This window comes from Mycobacterium sp. 852002-50816_SCH5313054-b, from assembly GCF_001667185.1.
Taxonomy (GTDB): Bacteria; Actinomycetota; Actinomycetes; order Mycobacteriales; family Mycobacteriaceae; genus Mycobacterium.
Genome location: NZ_LZIC01000002.1, coordinates 1 through 19,488 on the forward strand (window position 1 = coordinate 1; position 19,488 = coordinate 19,488).

The following is a 19,488-nucleotide window of genomic DNA, read 5'->3' on the forward strand; positions in this document are numbered from 1 at the left end:
AGCCGCCCCTCCCGCAATCCCTGCGCGCAGCGCGGGAACTCCTCCACCCGGCGCGCCACCGTCGAGATCGTATGCGCGGTGGCCGAGGACAAGCCCAGCTTCCAGCCAACCAACCCCGCCAGTGACCGCACCCCCGTCATTCCCCACAACTCATCGCGATCCAACTCCGCGGCGATCTCCACGATGCGCCCATCAATGGCGTTGCGCTGACCGGCCAACTCCGCCAACTCCTCAAAGAGCACCGCCAGGCGCTCTTTCGGGCTCACCTCCGCGGCGGGCGATGCGGTCAACGACATACCCTCATCATCACAGCCGGGTCCGACAAAATTAGGCTGCCCGATCCGCCCCGGGGGTGCGACCGTCATCATCGGCCAAGCGCGCCAGCCTGACTGGCCTCAAGGGCAGCCCCGGCCCCCGACTCTCCAAACCGAAAACCACCCCAATTTGCTCAGGTGTGCAGGTGGAGCCGTTCGCCGTGCGCCCCGAAGATCATGATGGCCTCGACCGGTTCGTCGATGACGCCGAACCAATGCGGCGTCCATGTGCTGAATTCGACGGCCTCACCGGGTTCAATGCTGAAGTCTCGCTCGCCGAGGACGAGGCGCAGCCGTCCGGACAGCACGAACATCCATTCCTGGCCCTGGTGAACCGGCAATTCGGCCGGCGGTTTTCGCCTTCGCATGTTGATTCGGACCTTGAATGCGTGCATGCCGCCGGCCGGGCCGCTGCGGGTCAACGGCCAGTACGTGATGCCGTGGCGGGTATGTGAGCTGCTGCGCACGCGGGGATCGGGTGGCTCTGGTGCGCGCAGCAGCTCGTCGGTGCTGACCGAGAGCGCCTGGGCCAGCCTGGGCAGGTGGTCCAGTGCGAGCCGTCGCTTCCCCGATTCCAGCCGACTCAACGTCGAAATGTCGATGCTGGCGCGGGCCGCGACGTCTTCCAGCGTCAGGCCGTGCTGCATGCGAAGTTCGCGTAGCCGGTTTCGGACCCGCGCATCGACATCGGTGTCGATGTTCTTTGCCTGCATGGCAAATTAGTTTGGCAGCAGCTCACTGCCGAGGGCAAGCTCGGGGCATGGACAACGTTTGGGACTGCGTCATCGTCGGCGGCGGTGCCGCCGGACTCAGCGCGGGCCTGGTGCTGGGCCGGGCCCGTCGCCGCACGCTACTCGTCGACGCTGGCGAACAAAGCAATCTCGCCGCGCACGGCATCGGTGGTCTGCTTGGGCATGACGGCCGGCCACCGGCCGAGCTATATGCCGCGGGGCGGCGCGAAATCATGTCCTATACGAGCGTCGACTACCGCACCGGCGAGGTAGTCGCCGGTGTACGGCTGGATGACGTCTTCGAACTCATGTTGGCCGACGGTCGGCGCGAGCGGACCCGGCGGGTATTGCTCGCAACCGGCATGCAATACCGACCGCCGTCAATTCATGGACTCGCCCCGTTGTGGGGCACGTCGGTTTTCCACTGCCCGTTCTGCCATGGATGGGAAGTGCGCGATCAGCCGTTGGCAGTGTTGGCGCGTGGCGAACAAGCGGTGCACGGGTCGCTCCTGCTGCGCGGCTGGAGCGACGACGTCGTGCTGTTGACCGACGGGCCTGCCGATCTCGGCGACGACGATGTCGCGCGGCTGGCCGCCGCCGGCGTCGGCATCGACGAGCGACAGGTGACCGAAATCGTCAGCGCGGACGGCGAACTGGCGGCAATCGTATTCTCCGACGGCGCGCGGTTGGAACGTCGTGGGCTGATGGTGGCGACGACGCTGCATCAGCGGTCGTCACTGGCCGAGCAACTCGATGTCGAATCCGCCGAACCGACGCCCGTCACCGCGGAGCGGGTCGGCGTCGACGCCCAGTGCCGCACATCCGCGCCAGGCGTTTTCGCCGCGGGCGACCTGAGCGCCCAGATGCCCCAGGTGGCCGCCGCGATCGCATCCGGATCGCTGGCGGCGGCAGCGGTGGTGCGGAGCCTACTGGCCGACGACGTCGGCCTGCCGTTGCCGCAATGGAGGTCTGATGTCAACGCTTGACGCGCAGGAATATTGGGAGCAGCACTACGGCGCTCGGGATCGCGTCTGGACCGGACGGGTCAACGCCCGGCTGGTCGACGCGGTCGAACCGCTGCGGCCCGGCCGCGCGCTGGACCTCGGCTGCGGGGAAGGCGGCGACGCCCTGTGGCTTGCCCACCGTGGCTGGCGGGTCGTCGCGGTCGACGTCTCGCATACCGCGCTGCAACGCGCCGCGGCCGACGCACTTGACCAGGGCGTGCAGCGGCGCATCGACTTTCAGCAGCACGATCTGTCCGACAGCTTCCCCAAGGGCACCTTCGACTTGGTGTCGGCGCATTACCTACACTCCCCGGCGCGGCTCGACCGCGAGCACGTGCTGAGCCGCGCCGCGCAAGCCGTCGCCCCCGGTGGGCTCTTGCTGATCGTCGACCACGGCGCCGCCCCGCCCTGGGCGTCGAAATCAGCTCACCACCATGTATTTCCCCGTGTCGACGAGGTTGTCGCAGCACTGAACCTCGATGACAACGCTTGGGAGCGGCTGCAGGTCGAGTCCGTCTCACGCTCGGCGATAGGTCCCGAGGGTCAGACTGGCACGGTCACAGACAACGTGATCCTGCTGCGTCGCCGCTAGGCGCCTATTGGGGTTGGTTCGGCACGCCCGGGAACAGTTGGCCCGTCGGCCCCGAGGTCACCCAGCCGCCCAGCTTCGTCACGAGATGGGGCGCGAAAACCGCGCCGTAGAGCAGATTTCCGATCACGACGACAGCGACGACGGACAAAACAGACGCGCCAAAGCGACTCGACGACCTCTTCTCGGCCCACGTCTCGATGACGTTGCGTCCCTGCGCATCGGTGCGTCCCAGCAGGTAGGTGAACACCATCATCTGTATGCCCATCGCGAGCGCGTCGTAGAGCGGGTATTGGTGAACGGTCCCCTCCCGGATCGCCAGCCCGGGGATCACCAGGCCGTAATAGAAGACGCCGAGCTTGGCCCCCAGGAACCCGTTGAAGAGCAGCGCCCAGCAGAAGCCGACGACGAGGCCAACGAGCAGCAGCGTTATCGGCCTGCGCCACTGGAATTTCGCGCTCACCCATCTCCCTAGCGCCGCGCCGGTCACCGCGGGGAACACGAAGTAGGAGATGTAGCCGATGGGAACGAACGACGGCAGCCCACCCCATGTCGAGTTCAGCGGCCACCACGACGGCATCCGCGGAATGGCGGGTGGGAACTGGGCGTACATCGCCCAGTCATAGGGGGCCTCGATCCACGAGAAAGAGATCGCCGAGATGCAGAGCAGCAGCAGTGGGTGCAGCCGGCGCCGACGAACGCTCAGGTAAACACCGATCGCGGTGAAGGCGATGCCGCCGACGAGGGCGAAGCCGCTGGCCGCCTGCATCAACGGCGTCATCGCGGCGCTCACCGGTCGCCGTCGTGTCCGGGGGAGCGGCGCGCTTCGGGGTCGAAGCGCAGCACCAGGCCGAAGATCAGCACGATCAGCCCGAACAACGTGCCGAGCATGATGACTGCGCCCACGTCCGCGCCCCTTTCGGTAACCGGTTCGATCCTCAAGATAGTGCATGCTATCTTAAAACTCGTGCCCCAGCGACCCGCAGCTACCACGGCCACGCGCCGGCCCCGCGGTGCGCCGCGCAAGCTGCTGCTCGAGGCCGCGCGGGACCTCTTCTCGCGCCAGGACTACCGCAGCACTACCACGCGCGAGATCGCCCAGGCCGCAGGCGTTACCGAGCATCTGCTGTTTCGCCACTTCGGCTCGAAGGCGGCGCTGTTCCGCGAGGCCCTGGTCCTGCCGTTCACCAGCTTCGTCGACGAATTCGGCCAGACCTGGCAGTCGGTCATCCCCGAGGAGACCAAGGAAGATGAGCTCGCCGGGCATTTCGTGGGGCAGCTCTACGACGTGTTCGTCGAACACCAGGGGCTGCTCCTGACGCTGATGGCATCGGAGGCGCTGACCGAGGAGGAGATGGCCGACGCCGGCATCGCCGACGTCAGGCGGGCGCTGACGGTGCTCGGCCGGATCAGCGCCGAGGGCATGCACCTGCGGGGCCTGCGGTCGGATCATCCGGACCTGCCGGCGCACTCCACGGTGGCGATGATCGCCGGCATGGCCGCGCTGCGTTCCACCTACTTCGGGACCAAGCAGCCGCCGCGGGAGGTGATCGTGGAGGAGCTCGTCCAGGCGATCCTGCACGGCTTTCTGCACCGAAACGACTGAGAGGCAAGATGTTACGTTCAGCCGAGCTGTATTACGACCCCTACGACGTCGCCATCGACGACGACCCGTACCCGGTGTGGAAGCGCATGCGCGAAGAGGCGCCGCTGTACTACAACGAGAAGTTCAACTTCTACGCGCTGAGTCGATACGAGGACGTGGCACGCGAACTGCCGAACTGGGAGACCTACCGATCCGGCCGGGGGACCACCGCGGACATCTTGTTCAACAACATCGAGGTGCCCCCCGGCATCCTGCTGTTCGAGGATCCGCCGCTGCACGACCTGCACCGCCGTCTGCTCTCGCGCGTCTTCACGCCGCGACGGATGCTGGCCGTCGAGTCCATGGTGCGCGGATTCTGCGTCCGCGAACTCGACCCGTTGATCGGCGCCGGTGGCTTCGACTTCATCGCGGACCTCGGGGCGATGATGCCGATGCGGACCATCGGCTATCTGTTGGGCATCCCCGAGGCGGACCAGGCGAGCATCCGGGACCGCAACGGGGCCTTCATCGAGATGGCCGAGGGGCGCAAGCCCGGTGAGGTCAACCCGAACCTGTTCGCGGACACCATCGCGATGTTCGCCGAGTACATCGAGTGGCGCGCCAGCAATCCGTCCGACGACCTGATGACCGATCTGCTGCGCGCGGAGATCGACGAGCCCGACGGCACGCGGCGCCCCCTGTCACGCACCGAGGTGCTGGCCTACACCGCCATGATCGCCGGCGCCGGAAACGAAACCACCGCCCGGCTCATCGGTTTCATGGGGCAGCTGCTGTCGGACCACCCGGATCAGCGCCGCGAACTCGTCGCTGATCCGTCGCTGATTCCCGGCGCGGTCGAGGAGACGCTGCGCTACGAACCCCCGTCGCCGGTGCAGGCCCGCTATGTCGCCCGCGACGCCGAGCACCACGGCCGCGTCGTGCCGGAGGGCTCGTTCATGTTGCTGCTCAACGGTTCCGCCAACCGGGACGAACGCCGATTCGCCGATCCCGACCGCTTCGACATCCACCGCGAGGGCGGCCACCTCAGCTTCGGGCAAGGCCTGCACTTCTGCCTCGGCTCGGCGCTGGCCCGGATGGAGGCCCGGGTGGCGCTGGAAGAGGTCCTCCAACGCTGGCCCGATTGGGAAGTCGACTACGCCAACGCCGAACGGGCGCACACCGCAAGCGTGCGCGGGTGGGCGCGCCTGCCCGTCGTCACCGGGTGACTCGCGGCGCCATGGCGAGCAGGTCGTCGACCGACCACTGGTCGTACGCGTGCTTGCCGTATTTCACTGCGGCCACGCGTCCATCGGCGTCGATCAGCACGTCGGCGGGCATCCTCAGCGAAGCCCGGCGGCGGGTGTCCGCCATCTACGAGGTGGTGCGGTCGGCCGCCGGAGTCGACACGGAAGTCGGCGAACTGTGGACCGAACTCAGTCAGCAGCGCCTGGCCGGGGCGAAGGAGGTGGCGACCCTGCTGAGCCGCAAAGGGGGGCTGCGCTCAGGCCTGTCCGTCGCTCAAGCACGCGACATCATCTGGGTCTACAACGACCCCGGCCTGCACCACGCGCTGGTCGGTACCCGCCGATGGAGCCAAACGAAATACAGCGATTGGCTGGCTGGGACGTTGAAATGCCAACTGCTGGGCGGCCTATGAGGCGCTTTCGTCCACCAGGACGGCGCCGTCGGGTTGGTTCTCGAGCGTCTGGAGCGGGATCTCCCCACCCTGAGCCGTGAGGCGAACGATCTGGGCCAGCTGCCCGGGGGCGTCGCACTGCAGGTAGTGATCCGCGCCGGGCACCACCCAGTAGCGGTTCCGGCCGGGCTTGGTCTTCAGATAGGTCTGCCAGATGTAGTTGGGGACGCGCAGGGGGGAGACGTTGTCGTGCAGGCCCCACACCACCGTGATGTTGACGTGGCTCTTCGAAAGCGCTTCGAGCCAACTGGTTTCGTCCGCGGCGCGCTCATTGAGGTACTGGATCGTGTCCGGCAGCACGCGGATACCGTCGTTGTAAGCGAAGCACTTTGCCAGCGCCGCGATCTCGGGGTCTTCCAGGGTTCGCCGTGGCATGAAGGTGCTGACGCCCAAGCCGGCCGCGAGCAACTCCGGCGTGATCGCCGCGGCGGTGTCCCGCCCGGTTGCGGGGTTGAGGACAGCGCTCTGGAACTCGGTCAGATTCGCCAGCGGGAGATAGATGTTGGCGTTCGTCAGGATGAGGTCGATGGGCACGGTCGGGGGGTCTTGGGCCGCCAGCATCTCCAGCGCGATCATGCCGACGCTGCTGCCGCGGTCGTGGGTCAGCATGCGGAATTCGGTCAGCTTCCACACCTGAGTGATCGCGTACACCAGCAGGCGTGCGTCGTCGTACAGCGAATAGGCGTGCGGCGCCGGGGGCTTGTCGGACAATCCGTAGCCGGGAAAGTCCAGCACGAACATGTCGAAGTCGTTGCCCAGTTCGCGGGTGAGGGCGAAGTAGTCGATGCTGGATGTCGGGAAGCCGTGCACCAGCACCAGCGCGGGGGCTCCGGGTGTGCCGCAGCGGCGGCTGAACACGGTGAGTTCCTGCCCGTCGTTGGCGGCGGTGGTCGACCGCCACCGAAGTTCGGTCCCGCCGCTTTGCCACTCCGCGAAGATGTCCAAGCCGCCAGCATGTCAGAGGGGACTGCGGTAAGACAACCACTTGTCGCTCTGAGGCGGGCAAATAGTCAGGTGCCCTCCCCGGGTGATGCCTGTGGCACAACGTATTTGAAGCCTATGGGCACGTCACGTGAAGCCCGAACGTCACCTGGTGGACGTCACCCTGATTCGGCGACGCCCCTTGGCCCGTCCCGGTGATCGTGTAGCTCTTCCCGTCCTTCGTCGCCTGCACCTGGGTCGCGGACTGGGGCGCCTGCCAGGGCAGCTGATACTGTCCGGATCCCGTCTTGAGCGAAATGGCGAAGCCGTCGACGCTGGGCGGCTTCTCGTCCGACAAGGACAGCGTTATCGACGCCGAATCGTCGTGAACGCTGATGTGGGTGGTCAGATCGCCCGACTCGGCCGGCGGCACCGCCGCGGAGTTGGTGCACTCGACGCCGACGGTCATGGTGTGCTTGTTGCCGTCCATCATGACGGTCGTGGTTGGCGGAACCGCACTCGAACTCGTGGCGGAAGGCTGACCACCCTTGCTCGAGCAGGCCGGCAGGCAAGCCGTCAACGCGGCGAGCACAGCGGCGGCGCGAACGAGCCGTCGATTGGTCATGTCACTTCCTTCGGTAGGTCGTCACGAAGGACTATAGGGCTCGTGTGCTGGGCCACGCTTCCCAACTGACCATGGTGCGTAACGGCCCGGCGAATACGGGTCGAACCACCGCGGACCGCCACCTTTCCTCGATGAGGGGCGTCAGCGCATCGGCGGTGGTGAGCGGGTCGCCGTCGAGGTAGACGACGGTGATGTATTGGTGGTCCGTCCGCCATCCGCCGGGCAGGTGGCTCCAACCGGTGCTCGAACCGAAAGTCCAGGCACCGGCCGTGCCGGGCGTGGCAAGCAGCGCGGGGTAGTGCTCGGCGTGCAGCCATTGCAGCCACTGATCCGGCCGGCCGACAACGGGCTCCTCGACGATCAGCACGATCCCCCGGTGCGGCCGAAACGGCACCACCTCGGCGGAGACGAGCGCGTGCGGCGCGGCGTGCCACTGCAGCAGGCGCAATCCGGCGACTTGCAGCGACGGCCGCGTGACGGGGAAGCGGCCGTTTTCCCGCAGCGCGCGGCCGAGCGCGACGAAGTCGTCGAAGGTCTGCTCGACGGGGTCACCGACCAGGTAGTGCACCGCGTTGCCGACCTGTCCCAACGGCCCGTCGGCCGCCAGGCGGCGCTCCAGGTAGTCGCCGTCGGCGATCCACCGCAACCCGTGGACGATGCCCGGCAGTTGGTACTGCTCGGGCATGTGATCCAGCAGGTGCCACCGCAGGTAGCTGCCGTCATCGTCGGGCGGGGCGGGCGCCGTGAGGCTGAAAAAGCCTGCCTTGACCCGCATCACGCGTCCGGCCCGGCCACGTAGCAGCGGCCGCTGCTCGTGGTGAGCAAAACTTCTTGAACGGCGGACTTGTCGACGGCCGGAAATCCGAAGCGGTGCACCTGTTGACCCGCATCGATGTTGGCGTCCTGGGAGGCGTTGCTGCCGTCCTTCTTGCGCACCAGGGCCGTGGCCTTGTCGGCCTTCGAAATGTTCTGCGGCTCATGGAAGTACCACACCTCGATCCCGCCGCCTTGGGCATCGCGCCAGCCGTCGGCGTAGTAGCAGCCCGGGTTGCCCTCGGCGTCCGGCGGAGGCGGTGGGCAGATCGATAGCCCGACGCATGCCGGCGCGCCGGTGGCCGTGGCCGGCGCAACGATCGCAAGGCCCGCAGAACCCAACAGGAGGATGGCCAACACTCGGATCGCCTTCGGCATGGGTGCCCTCTCTGATTAAGACGGTTGTAGTTCCGCGAGTGCAGCCAGATTCTCCAGGTAATGCTGCAGCGAGGTATGGGTGAAAATCGCACTGACGACGGTGGCGCCGTGCGCGGCGATCTCGGCCAGCGTGTCGCGGGCTTGGTCCGGTTCGTTGATCGGGTCCAGGGGCGCCGGCGGTGGCAGGACGACCTCGAATCCGGGCTCAAGGTCGAAGCGGCCCAACCACTCTCGGACCTGCCGCAGGCTGACGTTGAAGGGGGCCCAGCCGTCGGCCAGGGTCACGGCCCGGCGCAGCGACCGCAGCGTGCGTCCGCCGATCCAGAGCGGGACGCGCTGCTGGACGGCGCACGGATCGACGACCATGCCGCGGAACGAATAGAACTCGCCGTGGTAAGACGGCTCGGGAACCGACAGCGAGGCGCGCAGCGCGCGCAGGGCGTCGTCGCCACGCGCCCCGCGGTCATCGAAGGGCACACCGAGGAGGTCGAATTCCTCCTTGAGGCTGCCGACGCCGACCCCGAGAATGAGCCTGCCGTTGCTGACCTTGTCGAGGGTGCCGTAGCGCTTGGCGATCTCGAGCGGGTGGTGATACCCGAGCACCAGCACGTTGGTGGCCAGCCGGATCCGTCGGGTGCGCGCCGCGAGATAACCGAAGGTGGCCAGCGGATCCCAGTAGCGGGCGCCGCGGCGGTGCTGTTCGGCGGCGGGCAGCGCGATGTGTTCGCTGCACGTCAGGTGGTAGTAGCCGAGTCGGTCTGCGGCTTCGGCGATCTGGGCCAGATCCTCGATGGAGGCCTGTTTCTCCCATTCGGCGCTGGTCTGCGGGAACATCGTCACCACCGGCGTGGATATCGACAGACGAATGCTCATCCCTGCATGTACCCGCCGGCGTCCACGGGAATCGATTGGCCCGTGATGGTTCGGCTCTCGTCGCCGGCCAGGAACAGCGCCAGGTTGGCGACGTCCTCGGGTGAGGAGATGTCCTGCAATGCGACGCCTTTGAGAGATCTGGCGCGCTGGGTCGCGAAGTCGACGCCCTGCTCGTCGGCGGTGCGTTCCACCCAGTTGCGAAACAGCTCGGTGTCGATGGCGCCGGGCACAATGCAGTTGCATCGAATGCCGTACGGGCCGACCTCGAGCGCGACGGCCTTGGTGAAAGCGCGCAGCGACGCCTTGGCGGCGACGTAGTGGGTCTTGCGGACCATGCCGGAGTAGCTCGCCGTGGAGGAGAAGTTGAGGATGACCCCGCGGCGGCGTTGCAGCATCGATTGATTGAGCACCTCGCGCGTGCACAGCATGGCCGCGGTGACGTCGATGGCGAAGGTGGCGTTCCAGTTGTCCAGCGTCTGCTCCCAGATCCAGCGGTCCTGCCCGGGCGCGGCGGCGTTGTTGCACAGGATGTCGACGTGTCCGAACTCGTCGACCGCCCTGGCCACCATGGCCGCGACGTCGTCCTCGTTGGTCACGTCGGCGCGCATCGCGACGGCTCCCGGGCCGGCCGCGTGGGCGGCGTCGCGGACCAACTCTTCGCGCCGCGCGGCGAGCAACACGCGGGCACCTTCCGCGACGAACAGCGAGCCCATCACCGGCCCCAGCCCGCTGCTGGCGCCGGTGATGATCGCGGCCTTGCCGTCGAGGCGGCCGGTCATTTCGGCAACGTGGTCGGGCAGCGGGTTTCGAGCCAGGCGTGAATTCGCTCGGCAACGTCGGCCCATCCGGGTTCGAGCATCATGTCGTGTGCCATCCCGGGAATGAACTCCGCCTGGGTGCGGTAAGCGGCCGCGGTCGCACGCACTTCGCGCGGTGAGAAAAGAATGTCCTGTTCGGCGCCCAGGACCAAGACCGGCGTCGTGATGCGGGTCGGTTTGGGCAGATCGAGCAACAACATGTCGAGCACATGCTTGCCCACATACTCTTCGTCAAGCCCGGCCGCGTAGCGCGCCGCGTCGGCGTAAGGAGTCACGTCGGAAAAGAAGCTCTCGCGGGCCATTTCGGGTGTGCCGCCCATGCTCCCCACCGATTTGGTTATGGCCAAGTGTCGTGCGGTCAGCCACGGGTGCAGCCTGAACCTGCGCAACAAGAATCTGGCGATGCCGCTCGGCGGTACCGAGGCGAGCAGGATGGCGGCCGGCGCGTCGTGCGACTCCAGGTACTTCTGCACCACGAAGCCGCCCATGGAATGCCCGATCACCACGGGCCGCCGGGGCAGGCCGTCGGCGACCGACGCGACGTCGTCGACCATGTCGGCCATCGAACAGAACTGCATGGGTCTCGGTGCGGGGCTCTTCCCGTGGCCGCGCAGGCTCACCGCCACCGACCGATAGCCCTTGGCCGCGAAGAAGTCCAGGAAATGCTCGTCCCAACACCAGGCGCCGTGCCAGGCGCCGTGGACGAAGAGCAGCGGCGTTTTCCGGGAATCGCCGCCCGGCCCCTTATCGATCACTTCCAGCACGCCGCTGAGACTAGCGCGAATAATGACGCGAAACGGCTAAACAAAAAGAACGGTAATCGCTATTCGGCCGCGTCCGATACGCCAAAATCAAGCATTTATGACCGACAGAGAACCCGCAAAACAGCGCACGCTGGTGTTGTCCGCCTTCCCGGCCGAGGCCGATGCGGTTCTCTCGCATACCGCGCTGGACCGCCACCCGGTGGTGCGCGCCGACCGTCGGCGCTTTTACCTCGGCTCGATCGGCGCCAAGAAGGTGATCGTGGCGATGACCGGCATCGGCTTGGTGAACGCGACCGAAACCGCCCGGACCGCCTTCGCGCACTTCACGGGCGAGTCATCGATCGCCATTGACGCGGTGCTGTTCTCGGGCGTCGCCGGCGGCGGGGCGTGCGTCAGCATCGGGGACGTGACCGTACCGGCGCGCTGGACCCTGGACGGCGGCGCGACGTTTCGCCCGGTCGACGTTGGCCTGCTGGCCGCGGCGCAAGCGCTGATCGTCGAATTGGAAAGCGTTAATTACCTGCGCCACAACGCCCCCCGCGTGAAGCTGGTCGATCTCAAGCGCCGGCCACGGCTGCTGGTCGGTGGTGACGGGTCCAGCTTCGACAACAACAATGGCCAGGCGTTCCCGTGCATCCCGAACGGCGGCGATGTGTTCGGATGCCAGCCGCGCGGCGCGCCGGATCGCTCACTTCTGTACACCGGCAACTTCTTTCGGGCGGCCGGACCCTGGCTGCGAAAAGCTCTCGTGACCAACCTGAACATCGCGTGGGTTGCGGATCCGGCCTTCGACGCGACGGACAACGAGACTGCGGCGGCGCAGGCGGTCGCCGACGCGCACGGGGTCCCATTCCTCGGAATCCGTGGGATTTCGGACGGGGCCGGCGACCCGCTGCACCTGCCAGGGTTCCCGTTCCAGTTCTTCTTCTACAAGCAGATCGCGGCGCAGAATGCCGCCCGGGTGGCCGCGGCCTTCCTGCAGAGCTGGGCCGGCGCCTGAATCGACGGCGCCCGCAGGCTATTCGGGCCCGCGACTCACCGGTCGGGCCGGATCCGAACACCACTCCGACCACGACCCGGGATACAGCGCCGCTTGTCGGCCCGTCGCGGCGAGCGCGGCGACGGTGATGGCCGCGGTGACACCCGACCCGCAGTACACGCCGACGCTGCCATCGATGCCGCTGTCGGACAACAACTGACTGAGCGCGCCTTCGCCGACGAACGTTCCGTCGTCCATAAGGACCGCGCCGCTGGGCAGGTTGCTGGCGCCGGGGATGTGACCGGCGACGGGGTCCAGGGGTTCGACGTCGCCACGGAACCGTTCGGCCGCGCGGGCATCGAGCAGCGTCACAGTGCCGGTCTGCTCAGCCGTCAACGTGGGCCGACCGCCGGCGTAGAGATCATCCTGCGGCACAGTCACATTCCCGGGCGCCGGGTTGACCGGGCCGGCCTCGAGGCCTTGTCCGGACGAGCGCCACGCGGACAGGCCGCCGTCGAGAATGCGCACGTTCTGCAGGCCGGCCGCGGTCAGCACCCACCACGCTCGCGCGGAACCGGCGCGATTCCAGTCGTCGTACACCACGACCGCATCGTCTTGCCGGATTCCCCATCGGCGTGCGGCCGCCTCCAGGCTGCGCCCGGACGGCAGCGGGTGCCGGCCTCGACCGGCGACGCTGTGATCGCTGAGTTCGTCTTCCAGCGACACGTACACCGCGCCCGGGAGGTGACCGTCCAGGTAGGCGGGCCGGCCGTCGGGATCGTCGAGGCGCCAACGCACGTCGAGGATTGCCGGCGGGTCACCGGCCTCGATGAGGCGGACCAGCTCCGCGGCCGTGATCAGCACTTCGTCCCGCGCCTGCACGGGCGCACCTCCTTGCCGTTACGGCGAGCCTAGCCGCGGCCCGCAAGGTGAACGCTACCGGAACTCAAGGTGAACTCTTGTTTCGGAAACGGGGCCGGTCGCGCGCCCGGAATTAAACTCATTCAGAACTAAAACTGAACGGCGGATTGAACTTTGGCTTGCGAGTGGCGGTAGCGCCGGCGGGCTATTGACCAGGGGCCGGCTCGCGCGCGACGATTCGCTACATTGGGCGTCGAAGCTTTGAAAGTGATGGGGAAATGAAAAAGAAAATCTCCGCGTGCGCGTTTGGCGCTCTGCTGGCCGTCGCGTGGCTGCCGGTGGCCGTCGCGCACGCCGACCAGAACGACCAGGAGTTCGCCGATTATCTGTCGTCGCACGGCATCAACCTCGGTTCGCCGGCCCAGGCCGTGAACATGGCGCGCGTGATGTGCCAGGACCTCGAGGCGGGCTACACGCAGAAGGACGAGATCGACCAGCTGACGGGATCCCACAAGCTGAGCCAGGCGCAGGCCGAGACGTTCATCGGCGCGGCCACCGCGGACTACTGCCCGGGCAAGCACAGCCCGAACAAGCCCAGCGGCAGCTAAGGGTACGGACCGGCCTGGTTGGGGCTAGGCGCTGCGCTGGGAATCGCCGGTACGTAGCGACGCCAGCATGCCGGCGGCGGCCCGTTCCCAGGTGAAGTTCTCCGCGCGGCGCCGGGCGGAGCTGCGGCGGTGGTGTTCGGGCCGGCCGACGACCGCGCCGACCGCCCAGGCGATGGCGAAGGGGTCGTTGTCGGCCAGGGCTCCGCTGTCCGGCGTGACGATCTCGGTGAGCGCCGACGTGCGCGACACCACCGCGGGCGTCCCGCAGGCCAGCGATTCGAGGGCGGCCAGCCCGAACGTCTCGTGCGGACCCGGCGCCAGCGTCACGTCGGCGGTGGCCAGCAGCCCCGCGACGGTGTGCCGGTCGTTGATGAAGCCGGTGAAGTCGATCGGCAGCCGGGCGGCCTGCCGTTCCAGCCGGGCCCGCAGCGGACCCTCGCCCACGACGACCAGCCGGGCGTCGACGCCGGCATGGCACAGCGCGCCGAGCGCGTCGATGCTGCGATCGACGCGCTTTTCCACCGAGAGCCGCCCGCAGTGGACCAGCAGGATCTGCTGCGGTGCGGCCCAGCGCCGCCGCACCAAATGCGAGTGCCGCCGCGGGTGAAACGTCTGGAGATCCACGCCCAACGGGACGGTGACGGTGTTCGTCGCGCCGATCCGGTCGAACTCCTCGCGGGCGAACGCCGTGGTGCACACCACGGTGTCGTAGTTGGCGGCGGTGCGCCGATTGGCGAAGTCCGCGAACCGCTCGGCGCTACGGCGCGGAAGTATCTGCCCCACAAGGCGATCCAGCCGCTCGTGGGAGATCATCACCGTCCTGGCGCCGTAGTCGCGACCCCACGGCCCCAGCGACCGCAGCGTCAACCGGTCGGAGACCTCCAGCGCGTCGGGCCGCAGCGTTTTCAACAGCGCCTTGACGGGTCCCGGCAGCACCGCGCGGTAGCCGCCGGTGCAGGGAATCAACCGGGCGGGCAGCGTGATTCGCACGACACCGGTGGGCAGCTGCGTGCGTTCGGGGCTGCGCCCGGGGACGACCAGGAACACCTCGTGTCCGGTGGCGCAGTATTCGGCACCGAGCCGGTCCACCGCGGTGCGCAGGCCGCCGGAGCGGGGGCCGTAGAAATTGGCGACCTGGACAACGCGCATAACGTGAGGACACGCGGCGCGCGTGTGCAGTCATCGATGGGGAACCGACGTGTGCCTGAACAGTCCGTGAATTCGCTCATCGCCTCACTCTGGGCAACGGCGGGCGAGGATCGCGGCGGTCTCCCGGTCGGCGGGCAGGAACGCCTCCAGTCGCAGCTCAGAGACCGTGACATCCAGCGCGGTGACGAACGTGGATATCGTCGCCACCAGCCGCACGTCACCGTCGGGGGAGCGCAGGTGCAGCGGCACCGCGAAGCCCAGCGATTCGATCGGTCGGCCGCCCGGCGCCGGCACGCCGTAGCTCTCGAGTTCCTCGATCAGCGCATCGATTCGCGGGTGCGGTCCGCGCTCGCGCAAGCCATGCAGAATGTGGCGCCGCCAGTCGTCAAGGTTCACGATGCGCGCCGCCATGCCCTCCGGGTGCAGCGCGACGCGGAGCACGTTGACGGGCGCCTCGAGCAGCCACCCCGCCACCCCGTCGGTCAGCAGCCCGAAGGCGCCGTTGGCGGCGACCAGCCCCCCGAAGCCGTCCATGACCATCGCCGGATAGGGCAGGTGCCCGTCGAGGACGTGCTGCAGCGCCTCCCGCACGGGTTGCAGCAGCGGGGCGTCCGGCGCTGACTCCGGATGAGCGGGCGCAAAACCCGCCGTCGACAGCAGCGAGTTGCGTTGCCGCAACGTCAGCTGCAGCGAGTCGGCCAGCCGGCTGACGATGTCGCGCCCCGGCACCGATCGGCCCTGCTCGAGGAAGCTCAGGTGCCGCTGGGTGGTGCCCGCGTCGTTGGCCAGGTCGATCTGGCTGAGCCGGCGCCGATTCCGCCAGTCGCGTAACGCCGCGCCGAAGTCGCCCTGCACCGAAACCGACATGCGAACAGTCAACCCGTTCGCCGCGCTGGGCGCTATTCCCGGCCGGGAATTGCCGCGCATCAGCGTCGGCGACACGATTGACCTATGGAAAAGCCAATCTGCCTCGGTGTCATGCCGCCCCTGGCCGCGCAGCCCTGGGCAGGTGCCGATCTGCGCGGGCTCCTCGACTTCGCCCGCGCCGTCGAGGATCTGGGGTTCGACTCGCTGTGGGCAAACGACTCGCTGGTGCGGCCCCGCATCGAGGCGCTGACGTTTTTGTCGGCAGCGGCCGCCGTCACCGATCGAATAACCCTGGGTACCGCTGCTTTGCAGCCGGTGCTGCGCCGGCCGGTGCAGACCGCGCAGGTCCTCGCCTCCATCGACCGGCTCTCGGGCGGGCGGTTGGCGGTGGCGGTCGGTGCCGGCTTCCCGGGCCTGTCCGAGGTGGAGTACGCCGCCTCGGAGGTGCCGTGGTCCCGACGTTTCGCACGCCTCGACGACACCGTGACACTGTGGCGCCAGCTCTGGAATGCCAAGGAGCCCAGCTCGTTTCACGGAGCTGTGTTACATCTCGACGATATCCCGGCGGGTATCACGCCGTTCGGTGAATCCGGCCCGCCGGTGTGGCTGGCCGCCGACACTCCCGGCTCCCGCGCCCGTGCCGGCCGGATCTACGACGGGTGGCTGCCGTATCCTCCGACGCCGCAAGGCTATCGGTCGGGCCTGGCCGAGGTGCGTGCCGCGGCCCACGGCGCCGGCCGCCCCGCCGAAGCCGTTACGCCGGCGCTGTTCGTCACCGTGCTGCTCACCGACGATGCCGACGGGGGCCGGAAGGCGCTGGATCATTTCGCCACCCAGACATACGGTTTCGGCATCGACGCCGTTGAGCAGATCCAGACGTTCGCATCGGGGACGACAGACGCCGTCACCGCCCGGCTGGCCGGCTATATCGACGCCGGCGCGCGGCATTTGGTCTGCCGGATAGCCGTGCTGGGCCCCGGCGGATTCGTCGAGCAGCTGCGCCGGCTGCGGACCGTGCAGGAGTCGTTGCGATGACCGCGATCGTGCGGCCGGGACCCGATGGAGCCGGGACGCTCACGGGCCTCATCGACGAATACCGTTCCTTCGCCGAACTCATTGGCGCACTGGATGCCTCGGGCTGGTCGCGTGAAACCCGCTGCACCGGCTGGCAGGTGCGCGACGTCGCCGGCCACCTGGTTGGCCAGGCCGTCGACACGGTCGGCGGCGCGATCGGCACCCGCAGCCCCGACGACCAGGCGGCGGCACTGCGCGGCGAATCGCCGGCCGCGCTCGCGGGGCGGCTGCGGGCCGCGATGGATTCGGTTGCGCAGCTTGCCGCGGCGTTCGACGACGCGGCCTGGTCGGGACCCAGCCCGGTGCCCGGGCTCACCCTCGGCCGGGGTGTGCACGCGCTGCTGAACGACGCCTACGTGCACGGAGACGACATCCGCGCGGCGCTGGGCCTGCCGTTCGATGGAGGGGCGGGGCTGCGGGCCAGCCTCGACTTCGTGCTGGGCGCTGTGCTGCGCGATGACACCGCCGTCGCGGACCCAACCGTTTCGCGTCTCGTGGAGGTGTCGATCGAGGACTTCACTCGTCGAACCGGCATGGCGGAACACGATTTTCTGCTCGCCGCCACCGGCCGGTCCGATCCAGCGCGCCTGGGGTTACCCAGCTGCATCAACATCTTTCGCTGAGGGCCCGAACCAGCGCCGCAGCGCGGCGCGCAGGCCCGCTTCCTCGTCCGCCCCGAATGCGTCCGCCGCCCAGGCGACGTAGCCGTCGGGCCGCAGCAGCAGCGCCGCGGCGGGCCGATCGGCGGCGGTCGCTTCGACGACGTCGACGCGATCGGCCCACCCGCGCGCCGTGGCGCCGACGCCGCCGTCGAAATCGAGCAGCACCGGGCGGGTGCCGTGCAGCAGTTCGGCGACGCGCCGGCCGTCGTCGAGGGTCAGCTCGGGCACCGGCCGGCCCGACAGCGGGTGGTCGTCACCGACGTCGTACCGCACGTCGTTTCCCGCCAGCAGTCGCGCCATGTGCTGGGCGACGTCGGGAATGGCGAACAGTTCACCCATGAGCGTTCGTAGCGCGGCGACTTCGGGCCCCGGCGCCATGAGGGCGGTCTGCGACAGCGAGTGCATCATGACGCGCTCGCCCACAGGGTGGCGCTCGGACTCATAGGTATCGAGCAATCCCGCGGGCGCCCAGCCGTTGAGGTGGGCCGCGAGCTTCCAGCCCAGGTTCATGACGTCCTGCAGGCCGAGGTTCAGGCCCGGCCCGCCCATGGCGCTGTGCACGTGGGCGGCGTCGCCGACCAGTAGGACCCGTCCGTCGCGGTAGCGCTCCGCGTGTCGCGTGTTCTGCCCGTTGATCCGGCGCAGGGCGTGCGGCCCTGGGCCTTTCGGTTCCTCGAACGGCAGATCGACGCCGAGGACGCGGCGCGCGCTCTCGCGCAGTTCGGCCAGGCTCATCGGTTCGTCCTCGACCGGCGGCCCGAACTCGATGGTGCCGAACAGCGAACGGCCGGGTTCGAACTCGGCGTAGATCAGACCGCCGCGATCCAATCGCGTGTGGCCGAACGCGATCCGGCCGAATCCGGGAACGTCGATGCCGCCGTCGGCGCGGCGGAGACCGTCGGGGATGTGCACGTGGGCCAGCCGGCCGACGGTCTGCGATGTGTAGCCGGGGAACTCGATGCCCGCGGCCTTGCGGACCGGGCTGCGCCCGCCGTCGGCGCCCACCAGATGCCCGGCGGCGATGCGGTATTCGCGCTCCGACGAGGACACCGTCAGCTCAACGGAATTCGGCTCCTGGCGCAGGCCGGTGAATTCATGTCCCCAGCGCAGGTCTACTCCGAGATCGCGTGCCCGCTTTTCCAGCAGCCGCACCACCCGGGGCTGTTGGATGGGCAGCGCGTACATCGGGTTGTCGGGCATGCCAAGGAAGTTCAGCGCCATGGCCGCGAAGATCCACCCGTAGACCGGTTGCGGCGGACCGGGATCGCCGGTGAACTCCCGGTACAGGCCGCGCATGTCGAGCATCCGAACCACCTGCCCGATAAGGCCATTGGCCTTCGGCTCGGCGCTGGGCCCGGGCAAGGGGTCCAGCACGACGGGCCGGATGCCGGCCAGTGCCAGCTCGCACGCCAGCATCAGCCCGTTGGGTCCGGCGCCGGCGATGACGATGTCGGCGCGTTCTTGGTCTTTTTGCAAAGTCATGGTGTTACCCCCTTGAAGGGCTCCGGCAGTCCCGAGCTGACGGCGGCGAAGCCGTCGCGGATCAGGTCGGTGATGGCCACCGGCGGGTCGGCCCGCACGTAGGCCTCGGCCGCCGCCTCGCCGACGGCGCGCACGACGGCCACCACCAGCCGCGGGTACAGGTCGTGTTCAGGGTCGGTGCCGGTGCGTTCGGCGATCACCTCGAGCCACTCGTCAAAGAGGTCCTGCGGCAAGGCGTTCCGCACCTGCGGGTTCATCAGTAGCTTTCGGACTTCGACGAGATCCTTACGGCTCGGCACTTGGTTTTCGGCACCGTACATGTCGCCGAAATCCTCTTCCAGGGGCTTGAGCACCGCATGCTCGAGTGCCGTCCACAGCGGTTCGGCGGCGGGGCGCTGGCGAAGCGTCGAGATGCCGTGGCGCAACCGTTCGGTCTGCCGGTAGGCCAGGGCCTCGTACTTGCCGTTGAAGTAGTTGTTGAAGGTGCGCAGCGACACCCCGGCCACGTTGGCGATCTCGTCGCGCGTGACGTTTTCCATCCCGCGCTCGAACGCCAGGTTCAGCGCGGCGTCGCTGAGCGCGCGCCGGGTGTCGGCCTTCTTGCGTTCGCGCAGTCCGGTCGGTTGGTCGGGCATGGGCACCAACGTACAACAAAGTTGCACGGCGGGTAAGATTGCCTAGCGGGCAACATCTTG

General features: G+C 68.2%; 25 protein-coding genes. 9 read left to right on the forward strand and 16 right to left on the reverse strand.

Annotated features, from left to right (window positions below):
• Both A5787_RS00015 and A5787_RS00020 read right to left on the reverse strand, forming a co-directional pair.
• Positions 1-296: DUF222 domain-containing protein (locus tag A5787_RS00015; RefSeq protein WP_156763689.1), on the reverse strand; the 296-nt coding region annotated here is incomplete at its 3' end.
• A gap of 152 nt (positions 297-448) precedes the next feature.
• Positions 449-1,027 (reverse strand): helix-turn-helix domain-containing protein, encoded by a 579-nt coding sequence (locus tag A5787_RS00020; RefSeq protein ID WP_066959718.1) that lies wholly within the window; start codon positions 1,025-1,027, stop codon positions 449-451.
• Between the two features lie 47 nt (positions 1,028-1,074).
• Here A5787_RS00020 and A5787_RS00025 point away from each other — a divergent pair, with 47 nt between their 5' ends.
• Together A5787_RS00025 and A5787_RS00030 are read left to right on the forward strand one after the other, a co-directional pair.
• Positions 1,075-2,031 carry an NAD(P)/FAD-dependent oxidoreductase gene (locus tag A5787_RS00025; protein ID WP_066959721.1) on the forward strand — a complete coding sequence of 319 codons (957 nt, stop codon included), beginning with the start codon at positions 1,075-1,077 and terminating at the stop codon, positions 2,029-2,031.
• A complete protein-coding gene (locus A5787_RS00030; protein ID WP_066959724.1) occupies positions 2,018-2,641 on the forward strand; it encodes a bifunctional 2-polyprenyl-6-hydroxyphenol methylase/3-demethylubiquinol 3-O-methyltransferase UbiG in 624 nt (207 codons plus the stop codon). Before A5787_RS00025 ends, A5787_RS00030 begins: the two co-directional genes overlap by 14 nt.
• A gap of 4 nt (positions 2,642-2,645) precedes the next feature.
• On the opposite strand, the gene A5787_RS00035 is transcribed toward A5787_RS00030, so the two are convergent.
• Positions 2,646-3,431: a spirocyclase AveC family protein gene (locus A5787_RS00035; RefSeq protein ID WP_066959728.1), complete on the reverse strand. Its 786-nt coding sequence runs from the start codon at positions 3,429-3,431 to the stop codon at positions 2,646-2,648.
• 174 nt (positions 3,432-3,605) lie between these two features.
• Between A5787_RS00035 and A5787_RS00040 the strand changes: the two genes are divergently transcribed.
• Together A5787_RS00040 and A5787_RS00045 are read left to right on the forward strand one after the other, a co-directional pair.
• The gene (locus A5787_RS00040) at positions 3,606-4,244 is read left to right on the forward strand and encodes a TetR/AcrR family transcriptional regulator (RefSeq protein WP_231993726.1); all 639 of its coding nucleotides are present in this window, start codon (positions 3,606-3,608) and stop codon (positions 4,242-4,244) included.
• An 8-nt stretch (positions 4,245-4,252) separates the two neighbouring features.
• Positions 4,253-5,449 carry a cytochrome P450 gene (locus A5787_RS00045; RefSeq protein WP_066959734.1) on the forward strand — a complete coding sequence of 399 codons (1,197 nt, stop codon included), beginning with the start codon at positions 4,253-4,255 and terminating at the stop codon, positions 5,447-5,449.
• Here A5787_RS00045 and A5787_RS26285 read toward each other — a convergent pair.
• Positions 5,439-5,594 carry a hypothetical protein gene (locus tag A5787_RS26285; protein WP_197506924.1) on the reverse strand — a complete coding sequence of 52 codons (156 nt, stop codon included), beginning with the start codon at positions 5,592-5,594 and terminating at the stop codon, positions 5,439-5,441. The genes A5787_RS00045 and A5787_RS26285 overlap by 11 nt on opposite strands.
• Here A5787_RS26285 and A5787_RS00050 point away from each other — a divergent pair.
• Positions 5,584-5,880, forward strand: a complete 297-nt coding sequence (locus A5787_RS00050) for a hypothetical protein (protein ID WP_066959737.1) — start codon at positions 5,584-5,586, stop codon at positions 5,878-5,880. The two genes, A5787_RS26285 and A5787_RS00050, sit on opposite strands and share 11 nt — an antisense overlap.
• On the opposite strand, the gene A5787_RS00055 is transcribed toward A5787_RS00050, so the two are convergent.
• The 7 genes from A5787_RS00055 to A5787_RS00085 all read right to left on the reverse strand — a co-directional run bounded on the left by A5787_RS00055 (position 5,875) and on the right by A5787_RS00085 (position 11,111).
• Positions 5,875-6,864, reverse strand: a complete 990-nt coding sequence (locus A5787_RS00055) for an alpha/beta fold hydrolase (protein WP_066959741.1) — start codon at positions 6,862-6,864, stop codon at positions 5,875-5,877. The genes A5787_RS00050 and A5787_RS00055 overlap by 6 nt on opposite strands.
• 112 nt (positions 6,865-6,976) lie before the next feature.
• Positions 6,977-7,465: a lipoprotein LpqH gene (locus A5787_RS00060; RefSeq protein ID WP_066959745.1), complete on the reverse strand. Its 489-nt coding sequence runs from the start codon at positions 7,463-7,465 to the stop codon at positions 6,977-6,979.
• Between the two features lie 31 nt (positions 7,466-7,496).
• Positions 7,497-8,240, reverse strand: coding sequence for a hypothetical protein (locus A5787_RS00065; protein WP_066959748.1), 744 nt, complete (start codon positions 8,238-8,240; stop codon positions 7,497-7,499).
• Positions 8,240-8,638: a hypothetical protein gene (locus tag A5787_RS00070; protein ID WP_231993728.1), complete on the reverse strand. Its 399-nt coding sequence runs from the start codon at positions 8,636-8,638 to the stop codon at positions 8,240-8,242. The genes A5787_RS00065 and A5787_RS00070 overlap by 1 nt, the downstream gene beginning before the upstream one ends.
• 33 nt (positions 8,639-8,671) lie before the next feature.
• Positions 8,672-9,529, reverse strand: coding sequence for an LLM class F420-dependent oxidoreductase (locus tag A5787_RS00075; protein ID WP_066959753.1), 858 nt, complete (start codon positions 9,527-9,529; stop codon positions 8,672-8,674).
• Positions 9,526-10,308 carry an SDR family NAD(P)-dependent oxidoreductase gene (locus tag A5787_RS00080; protein ID WP_066959756.1) on the reverse strand — a complete coding sequence of 261 codons (783 nt, stop codon included), beginning with the start codon at positions 10,306-10,308 and terminating at the stop codon, positions 9,526-9,528. Before A5787_RS00080 ends, A5787_RS00075 begins: the two co-directional genes overlap by 4 nt.
• Complete coding sequence (locus tag A5787_RS00085; protein ID WP_066959758.1) at positions 10,305-11,111, reverse strand: alpha/beta hydrolase; 807 nt, start codon at positions 11,109-11,111, stop codon at positions 10,305-10,307. Before A5787_RS00085 ends, A5787_RS00080 begins: the two co-directional genes overlap by 4 nt.
• Before the next feature lie 97 nt (positions 11,112-11,208).
• On the opposite strand from A5787_RS00085, the gene A5787_RS00090 reads away from it, so the two are divergent.
• Positions 11,209-12,111, forward strand: coding sequence for a hypothetical protein (locus tag A5787_RS00090; protein WP_082976979.1), 903 nt, complete (start codon positions 11,209-11,211; stop codon positions 12,109-12,111).
• Positions 12,112-12,129: 18 nt separating this feature from the next.
• Here A5787_RS00090 and A5787_RS00100 read toward each other — a convergent pair whose 3' ends face one another.
• Positions 12,130-12,972 carry a sulfurtransferase gene (locus A5787_RS00100; RefSeq protein WP_066959761.1) on the reverse strand — a complete coding sequence of 281 codons (843 nt, stop codon included), beginning with the start codon at positions 12,970-12,972 and terminating at the stop codon, positions 12,130-12,132.
• A 257-nt stretch (positions 12,973-13,229) separates the two neighbouring features.
• Between A5787_RS00100 and A5787_RS00105 the strand changes: the two genes are divergently transcribed.
• Positions 13,230-13,559: a DUF732 domain-containing protein gene (locus A5787_RS00105; protein WP_066959764.1), complete on the forward strand. Its 330-nt coding sequence runs from the start codon at positions 13,230-13,232 to the stop codon at positions 13,557-13,559.
• 24 nt (positions 13,560-13,583) lie between these two features.
• Here the strand turns inward: A5787_RS00105 and A5787_RS00110 are convergent, their stop codons facing one another.
• The gene (locus tag A5787_RS00110) at positions 13,584-14,708 is read right to left on the reverse strand and encodes a glycosyltransferase (protein ID WP_066959767.1); all 1,125 of its coding nucleotides are present in this window, start codon (positions 14,706-14,708) and stop codon (positions 13,584-13,586) included.
• Positions 14,709-14,792: 84 nt separating this feature from the next.
• On the reverse strand, positions 14,793-15,575 hold the full coding sequence (locus A5787_RS00115) for a helix-turn-helix domain-containing protein (RefSeq protein WP_066959770.1): 783 nt from the start codon (positions 15,573-15,575) through the stop codon (positions 14,793-14,795).
• 84 nt (positions 15,576-15,659) lie between these two features.
• On the opposite strand from A5787_RS00115, the gene A5787_RS00120 reads away from it, so the two are divergent.
• Entirely contained in the window at positions 15,660-16,610 is a 951-nt protein-coding gene (locus A5787_RS00120; RefSeq protein ID WP_066959773.1) for an LLM class flavin-dependent oxidoreductase, read from the forward strand.
• On the forward strand, positions 16,607-17,272 hold the full coding sequence (locus A5787_RS00125; RefSeq protein WP_066959776.1) for a maleylpyruvate isomerase family mycothiol-dependent enzyme: 666 nt from the start codon (positions 16,607-16,609) through the stop codon (positions 17,270-17,272). The genes A5787_RS00120 and A5787_RS00125 overlap by 4 nt, the downstream gene beginning before the upstream one ends.
• Here the strand turns inward: A5787_RS00125 and A5787_RS00130 are convergent.
• Both A5787_RS00130 and A5787_RS00135 read right to left on the reverse strand, forming a co-directional pair.
• Positions 17,243-18,793 (reverse strand): FAD-dependent monooxygenase, encoded by a 1,551-nt coding sequence (locus tag A5787_RS00130; RefSeq protein ID WP_066959779.1) that lies wholly within the window; start codon positions 18,791-18,793, stop codon positions 17,243-17,245. The two genes, A5787_RS00125 and A5787_RS00130, sit on opposite strands and share 30 nt — an antisense overlap.
• Positions 18,790-19,428 carry a TetR/AcrR family transcriptional regulator gene (locus A5787_RS00135; RefSeq protein WP_066959783.1) on the reverse strand — a complete coding sequence of 213 codons (639 nt, stop codon included), beginning with the start codon at positions 19,426-19,428 and terminating at the stop codon, positions 18,790-18,792. Before A5787_RS00135 ends, A5787_RS00130 begins: the two co-directional genes overlap by 4 nt.
• Positions 19,429-19,488: the final 60 nt, after the last annotated feature.